This window comes from Moorena sp. SIO4E2 (genome assembly GCF_010671945.1).
In the GTDB taxonomy this organism is placed as follows: domain Bacteria; phylum Cyanobacteriota; class Cyanobacteriia; order Cyanobacteriales; family Coleofasciculaceae; genus Moorena; species Moorena producens.
In genome coordinates this window covers 22,578-29,022 of the sequence record NZ_JAAHIE010000039.1, presented here as the reverse complement: position 1 = coordinate 29,022, position 6,445 = coordinate 22,578, and the positions used below count along the sequence as shown (strand labels likewise).

The 6,445-nt window shown below is 41.6% G+C and carries 7 protein-coding genes; 6 read left to right on the top strand and 1 reads right to left on the bottom strand.

Annotated features, from left to right (window positions below):
* The 4 genes from F6K37_RS07430 to F6K37_RS07415 all read left to right on the top strand — a co-directional run.
* The coding region (locus F6K37_RS07430) for a CHAT domain-containing protein (RefSeq protein ID WP_287249251.1) at positions 1–802 on the top strand (802 nt) is incomplete at its 5' end.
* A gap of 14 nt (positions 803–816) precedes the next feature.
* The gene (locus tag F6K37_RS07425) at positions 817–1,515 is read left to right on the top strand and encodes a CHAT domain-containing protein (RefSeq protein WP_287249249.1); all 699 of its coding nucleotides are present in this window, start codon (positions 817–819) and stop codon (positions 1,513–1,515) included.
* 20 nt (positions 1,516–1,535) lie between these two features.
* Positions 1,536–1,886 carry a hypothetical protein gene (locus F6K37_RS07420; RefSeq protein WP_287249247.1) on the top strand — a complete coding sequence of 117 codons (351 nt, stop codon included), beginning with the start codon at positions 1,536–1,538 and terminating at the stop codon, positions 1,884–1,886.
* A 170-nt stretch (positions 1,887–2,056) separates the two neighbouring features.
* The gene (locus F6K37_RS07415) at positions 2,057–3,646 is read left to right on the top strand and encodes a hypothetical protein (RefSeq protein WP_287249246.1); all 1,590 of its coding nucleotides are present in this window, start codon (positions 2,057–2,059) and stop codon (positions 3,644–3,646) included.
* 142 nt (positions 3,647–3,788) lie between these two features.
* On the opposite strand, the gene F6K37_RS07410 is transcribed toward F6K37_RS07415, so the two are convergent.
* A complete protein-coding gene (locus F6K37_RS07410; RefSeq protein ID WP_287249244.1) occupies positions 3,789–5,066 on the bottom strand; it encodes a tRNA nucleotidyltransferase/poly(A) polymerase-related protein in 1,278 nt (425 codons plus the stop codon).
* A gap of 212 nt (positions 5,067–5,278) precedes the next feature.
* Between F6K37_RS07410 and F6K37_RS07405 the strand changes: the two genes are divergently transcribed.
* Entirely contained in the window at positions 5,279–5,527 is a 249-nt protein-coding gene (locus tag F6K37_RS07405; RefSeq protein ID WP_044492409.1) for a Ycf34 family protein, read from the top strand.
* Positions 5,528–5,753: 226 nt separating this feature from the next.
* Positions 5,754–6,383, top strand: coding sequence for a DedA family protein (locus F6K37_RS07400; protein ID WP_287249241.1), 630 nt, complete (start codon positions 5,754–5,756; stop codon positions 6,381–6,383).
* The last annotated feature ends 62 nt before the right edge of the window (positions 6,384–6,445 follow it).

Sequence of the window (6,445 nt, the reverse complement as noted above, 5' to 3'; positions counted from 1 at the left end):
CTCTCAACTAGAACAATACAGGGATGAAATAGCCATAGGTCAATATCAAATCCAACAGGGCAAAGCTGAAAATCCAACCGCCCTGGCACAACATCTCCAAGAGTTGCGACAGCAGCGCAATGATTTACAAGACCAATATTTACCTATCGGTTCTAGCTTTAACTTTGAGCAATTCCGGAAAACTCTAGAAAAAAACACTGCTATTGTTGAGTTTTATATTAGCTTTGATCGCTTTTTAACTTTCATTTTTACTCGCCACAGCCAACAGCCTCTAGTTTTGTCATCTTCTACTGATCAATTATATGCCTTGATAGATTGGACAACTGCTTATCTGGATGATTATTACGACCAACCACAAGACTGGAGGAATCCACTAACTTCAAGACTCCAGAAGCTAGCAGAGATTCTGAATTTTAACAAAATTCTCCAGCAATTACCCAAAGACTGCAATCAACTGATCCTCATCCCCCATCAGTATCTACATCTATTCCCCTTGCACGCCTTACCCCTTCCTGAAAATCCAGGTAAATTGCTATTTAATCGTTTCTCCCAAGGAGTTCGTTATTCTCCCAGTTGCCAATTACTCCAACTTGTCCAAACCAGAAAACGCCCGGACTTTACCCACCTGTTTGCCGTTCAAAACCCCACGGGTGACTTAAGTTACGCTAACATCGGAGTAGAAGTGATTAAAAGCTACTTCAATCCAGCGGATACAGAGGTTCTTGGGGAGCATCCCATTTTGGAAACAATATTACCCAAAGCAACGATATTTCAAGGGTTTCAGCCCCCTAAAAAGAGCTAACGTGCCAAATTGGGATGCTCCCGGTTCTTGTGGAAAACGCTGCCACCAAAGCTGCCATAGATAGCAAACCTCTCAACACTTACCACTGTGTCCATTTTAGCTGTCACGGTTACTTTAATCTTAACCAGCCTCAGAAATCCGCCTTAATCCTGGCAGATGCGTACCTCAACTCTGCACCGGCTGAACTAAATCCAGAACAACATCTAGTTTTGGATGACGGTGAAGTAATTGACTTACACAAATGCCTCACCTTAGATGCCATCTTTGCCCTTAAATCACAACAGAAATTAGCACAATGTCGCCTTGTCACCCTTTCTGCTTGCGAAACAGGATTAATCGACTTTGATAACACCAGCGATGAATACATTGGTTTACCCAGTGGTTTCTTAGTTGCCGGAAGTCCAGCAGTAGTTAGTAGCCTATGGAAGGTAGAGGAGGTTTCTACAGCGTTGTTGATGATTAAATTTTATCAGAATCTGCTAAACCAGATGTCCTTAGCAGTTGCGCTGAATCAAGCCCAACTCTGGCTGCGGGATGCCACTGTACAGGACTTGCGAAATTGGGCTGAACAGTTAACTAAACAGTTGACTTTGGAGAATAACTTTAAGGAAGAAGTGGAGGAAGAAATAGAGTTATTTAAAAATGACTACAAACCCTTTTATTCTCCTTATTATTGGGCGGCTTACTGCGCCATTGGAGAATCATATATTTAGTTAAGTAAACAAAAAAAAATATGAAATTTAAAAAAATTATCCAAGTTTTTCCGCAAGTACTCAAAACTCACTCTGAAAAGTTTGAACTTGAAGACTTGCAAGACTTAGACCAAGTTTTAGCAGCTTTAGACACTCAAACAGAAGGCGAATTAGTTAATTTACTCAAAAATTGGTTCCAAAACCATACAAAAGTTACAGAAACTATACGCAAATTTGCTCAAACTACTCAGGAATTAAAGAAGTCACCCGAGCCTCCGCCTAATTCCGAAGCAAGTATTCTTCAAAACCTATTTGAACTGCGACAAACCAACCAAGAAATTATTAAAGCTAAAACTAATCAAGACAAGAGTAAGCAATCAAAACAAGGGTAAGCATTGAGCTATCAGCTATCAGCTATCAGCTATCAGCTATCAGCTATCAGCTATCAGCTATCAGCTATCAGCTAATGCGCTACGCGAACAGCTATTGAATAAAATAATCTGAAGGCTGACGGCTGACGGCTGACGGCTGACAGCTGAATAGCTACTAAAAATGTCAAACAATGACTTATAAAATCTACGCACCTAATATTCATCTCTTTGCCTTCCATCTTAGGAATCTATCTAGTAGTGATTCCCAAGCAGACACCGACTATGACAGCAAACTACTTTGGCACAAGTACGATCAGATTTGTGCTAAATTCCAAATTCAACAGAAGCTAGACCTGAGAGACGTTGCAGAAGGTTCCCGCATTGCTTTACTAAAAGGAGCCACCAAGGATAATATTCTCTTACCTTTGGAGGGTAAATTATCTCTCAATCATGGCAAAAGAATAAAAATTACTGGTCAAGCTTGTCCACTCCAGATCTATGATAGTTATGCTCTTGGTTTAAATATTCGGATTCCTGAAGTTGAGAATAATCAGAAAACTGAAGACGTAGACCTGACTGTATTCAAGGATTTTAATCCAGACCAGTGCTTTCTTCCCAGTAACATTAACAGTTCCCTAGGACAAATTCTGTTACTAACTGCTTGGCTACCCCAGAAGCAGCAGCAAGATTCCCATGTATGGAAAGAGATAGCTGATCAGTGTGTGCAGAATTTTCTTGGGGAAAACGATCAGGATAACTGTCCACCGCTTTATCAAGAAGGTCAATTATTTGGTAGTCCGATTTTTGAATATGGCATTCCTGATCAATCTCAAGACTATGGCAAAATTTTTGTTTGGCTATTTTTAGAAGAAGATATCAATGGCAACTATGCTGCCCGAGCGGAGGAAAATTTTTGCTGGTTTTATCAATACTTTATTGATTTATTTTTTGATCGCCAAAAAGTAATTAAAGCTTATCAAATCAGCAGGGAAGTGTATAGTGATGCTTACCAAGGATATCAAGACATTAAACAAATTATCAATGAAACGATAGATCACAGGCTAGAAGCCTGTGCCACGACTCAAAGTCAAGATAATCAGAGGTCATTATCTGATGATGACCTGTTGGAGTTTAAGAAGAAGCTGAGAATACTGCCGAAGCTAGACTTGAACTATTCAGACTGGCTGAGACAGTTAGAAAGCTATAGCTTGACAATGAAGATTAATGCTCACAATTATTCCGAAAAGCTTCAACAAATTAAAGCAAAATTACCAAAGGATGAAGATTTAAGCTTTTTGTCAGTATTTGAGCATAAAATCAGCCCTACTTATCAAAATCAAATTCAAATAAACTTAAGCTATTTTGCCCATAGCTCCGCACTGTTAGACAAAGCGATTTCCTCAATCAGAGGTATTGTGGAAATTGAACAAGCAGAACGCGATCGCGCTTTGGAAAAAGCCCTCAGAGATAAGGAAGAGGCTGATCGAGCCCGAGACAAACAAGCTGAGAAACAGGAGAAAAGACTACAACTTTGGATCACCTTCGTCGGTACTGGCCTAGCGGTCAGTGGTATTTCTTCCCAAACCGACGCTAAACAACCTCTAGAAGCCATCCTGATCGAACTAGACCGGAAGGGATCCTTAGATTGCCCTGAAGCTGGATTCTACCCTTGCTTGAGTTACAGTGTAGTGTTTGTGGTATTTCATATTTTGATTGGTGTTGGAGTTGGTGCGATCGCTGCGTTTATTTTGGATCGAATTATCAATCGGCGGTCAAAATGACTGCTGATAGCCTCCAATTCTAACTAAAAACTTTGCTGAGGATTTCAACAGAAGGGTCAACGGTCAGCTGATTTTATTAAAAAGCTGATAGCTGATAGCTGATAGCTTATGATAATAAGTTAATCGGATTTAATATCATGTGTTATTTGTCTTTATCTTCAGAGCCACAGTTTATTGAGTCGAGCTTGGCAGCAAATTCCAGAGCACCTTTAATACTATTGATATTGCCCTCAATCCGTGCAATTTGAATCTCAGTCAGTAACTCACCAATTTTAGAACTAGGGGATAACTTAAGGGATTTGATTAAATCTTTACCAGTAACTAGTGGTGTCGGATGGGCAACCTGGTCATTGGGATTCAAATAGTGCTCAATCAACGGTGCTATAGTATCCACAGCCATACCCCTGGCAACTGCCAAAAGCGCTACCACAGGAAAGACAGCTCCAACGTTAAGAAAGAAGAAATACTGCTCCCGTAATGGGATATCCTTGGCAGTAGTATAAGACAGCAGTTGGGGCAAATGTTGGATTGCCCTGACTACTATCCGAGTCTGAACACGAGAGTACTTTAGAGCTAACAGCTGTTGTTCAGCAACTGCTGGTATTGATGATAATAAATTTGCTAGCTTAGCCAGATTTAGCAACGATAAAGAATGCTTAGTCACCTGTAATTTCAATTCCACCCCAAGCTTAGGCCAGGTTTCTGCCAGTACCACAGCGGATTGGTCAACTGCTGCCATGTGCTCTAAACCCTCAGCCGTGGCATCAGGCAGCCATGGTCGTAACACATTATCCTCCCAGGCGGCTTTTAGCCAAGGTACACCCTGAGGTGACTTGAGGAGATAGCCCAATTCTGTCCGTACCCGTTCTGCTGCGATTTTGCTCAATAACGGTGCTAGCTTTCTAATCACTGACTGGGTGGCTGGGTCAATCTGAAAACCCAACTGAGCGGCTTGTCGATAACCCCGCAGTAATCGTAATGGGTCTTTTTGTAAGTTTTCTGGTGACACCATCCGGATTATGCCTTTACGGCAATCCAAGATACCCTGTAATGGATCAATGAATTCCTTGGTGTGGGGATTAAATGCGATCGCATTAATCGTATAATCCCGCCTATGTAAGTCAGCCTCTAAGCTATCCCCGTCCTGTTGAGCAAAGTCAACTGTTGCGTTGCCAAACACTACCCTAGCTATTTGACGCTGGGCATCCAACACCACAAATCCGGCCTTATAACGTCTTGCTAGCTTGCTGGCTGACCGTACTGCTTTAGTGGGTAAAACAAAGTCTAAGTCTAGGTAATCCGACTGTCGGTTGATCACAGCATCCCTAACCGCACCACCCACCAAGCAAGCGTCAGAAGGGAGTAACTCCCAGTTAAACGGCCAATTTTGGGGTGATAGAGCAGTTTGATAATTAGTCATTAGTCATTTTCTGAAATCTCAGAATGAATACTATATATCAATATGTGCTAAAATCGAATAGAGAACATCGCAACTTCGGAATCGGAAACAGAAATTTTTTGGAAAATAAAGTAGCAAACAAAGTAGCTAATAGTTAACTATTTTATCCTATAAGCTACTCAAGAAATGTCTGGTTTGAGCTATGCTAAAATAAAGGAATTGGAGTTTAAGCAATGTGTATTTGCATTAACTGCCACTACGTAGACCGCTGTACTACATACCATGCTGTGGAAACCCAGCATCAGGTACCTCACCTGACGGAATCTCCCAACTTTGAAGCGGTTGAGCCCACCATCAATGTCAATATCCGTTCTACTGAAGATATAATCGAAATGGAATGGGACGTTGTGGGGTGTAATAGCTTTAAGCAGGAAACTGGGAAGTGGGCAAAGCTTCGTCCTGGTGAGCTGGTACCAACCTGATATCTTTGTGAATTTTAGCTACTCTGGCGAGAAGCTCCACTATGCACCTAATATCAGCATGGGATTAATCGCCAGTCAAGTTTTAATTTTACTGAGCAAGCTTTTGATAAAAGCTCGGATTGCTTCTGTTTGTGTTTGTCCAGTATTTTCTATAATACTGCTTTAATTGACACAAAAGAGACGATCGAGCCAAGATATTAAAAAGGATTAATTTTTGTAACGCTGGATGTCTTTTGAGCTTTTATCGTTGGAAACGGTCCAGAACATAGCTAACGACTATGGCTACTGGGCAGTTTTTTTTGGGATTGCCCTGGAAAACGCTGGGGTACCCATACCGGGAGAAACCATTACCCTGGTAGGTGGCTTCCTCGCAGGTAGCGGCGAACTCAATTATTGGGTAGTCCTATGCTCTGCGATCGCTGGTGCTGTCCTAGGAGATAACTGTGGTTACTGGATTGGGAAAATCGGTGGTTGGCCATTACTAGTGCGAATTGGGGGTTTAGTCCGGATCACAGAAGCACAACTGACAGAGGCTAAAACCGAATTTCGTAAGAACGCTGCTAAGGCAGTTTTTTTTGGTCGATTTGTGGCAGTACTGCGGATCTTTGCTGGTCCAATGGCAGGGATTGTTCAGATGCCTTACCCGAAATTTCTCTTATGCAATTTCGCTGGTGCTACGATCTGGGCATCAGTGATGGTAAGTTTATCCTACTTTTGCGGACGCTTGATACCTCTGGAACTATTAATCTCTTCGGTATCTAAATTTGCGATTGTTGCTCTGATCTTGGTGATTGGCTCGATTGTTGTTCCTAAATGGTTGGAGTCTCGTAGACAGAAATTGGAGATCGGGGATTAATTGAGATTGGCTAAGGGCAATCGGTAATTGGTAGTTAAGGATTACCTTAGCCAATTACCGTA

Bases quoted from the DNA above. Each gene is read 5' to 3' on its own strand.
- F6K37_RS07425 (WP_287249249.1), top strand. From the start codon at position 817: ATGCTCCCGGTTCTTGTGGAAAACGCTGCCACCAAAGCTGCCATAGAT.
- F6K37_RS07420 (WP_287249247.1), top strand. From the start codon at position 1,536: ATGAAATTTAAAAAAATTATCCAAGTTTTTCCGCAAGTACTCAAAACT.
- F6K37_RS07415 (WP_287249246.1), top strand. From the start codon at position 2,057: ATGACTTATAAAATCTACGCACCTAATATTCATCTCTTTGCCTTCCAT.
- F6K37_RS07410 (WP_287249244.1), bottom strand. From the start codon at position 5,066: ATGACTAATTATCAAACTGCTCTATCACCCCAAAATTGGCCGTTTAAC.
- F6K37_RS07405 (WP_044492409.1), top strand. From the start codon at position 5,279: ATGTGTATTTGCATTAACTGCCACTACGTAGACCGCTGTACTACATAC.
- F6K37_RS07400 (WP_287249241.1), top strand. From the start codon at position 5,754: ATGTCTTTTGAGCTTTTATCGTTGGAAACGGTCCAGAACATAGCTAAC.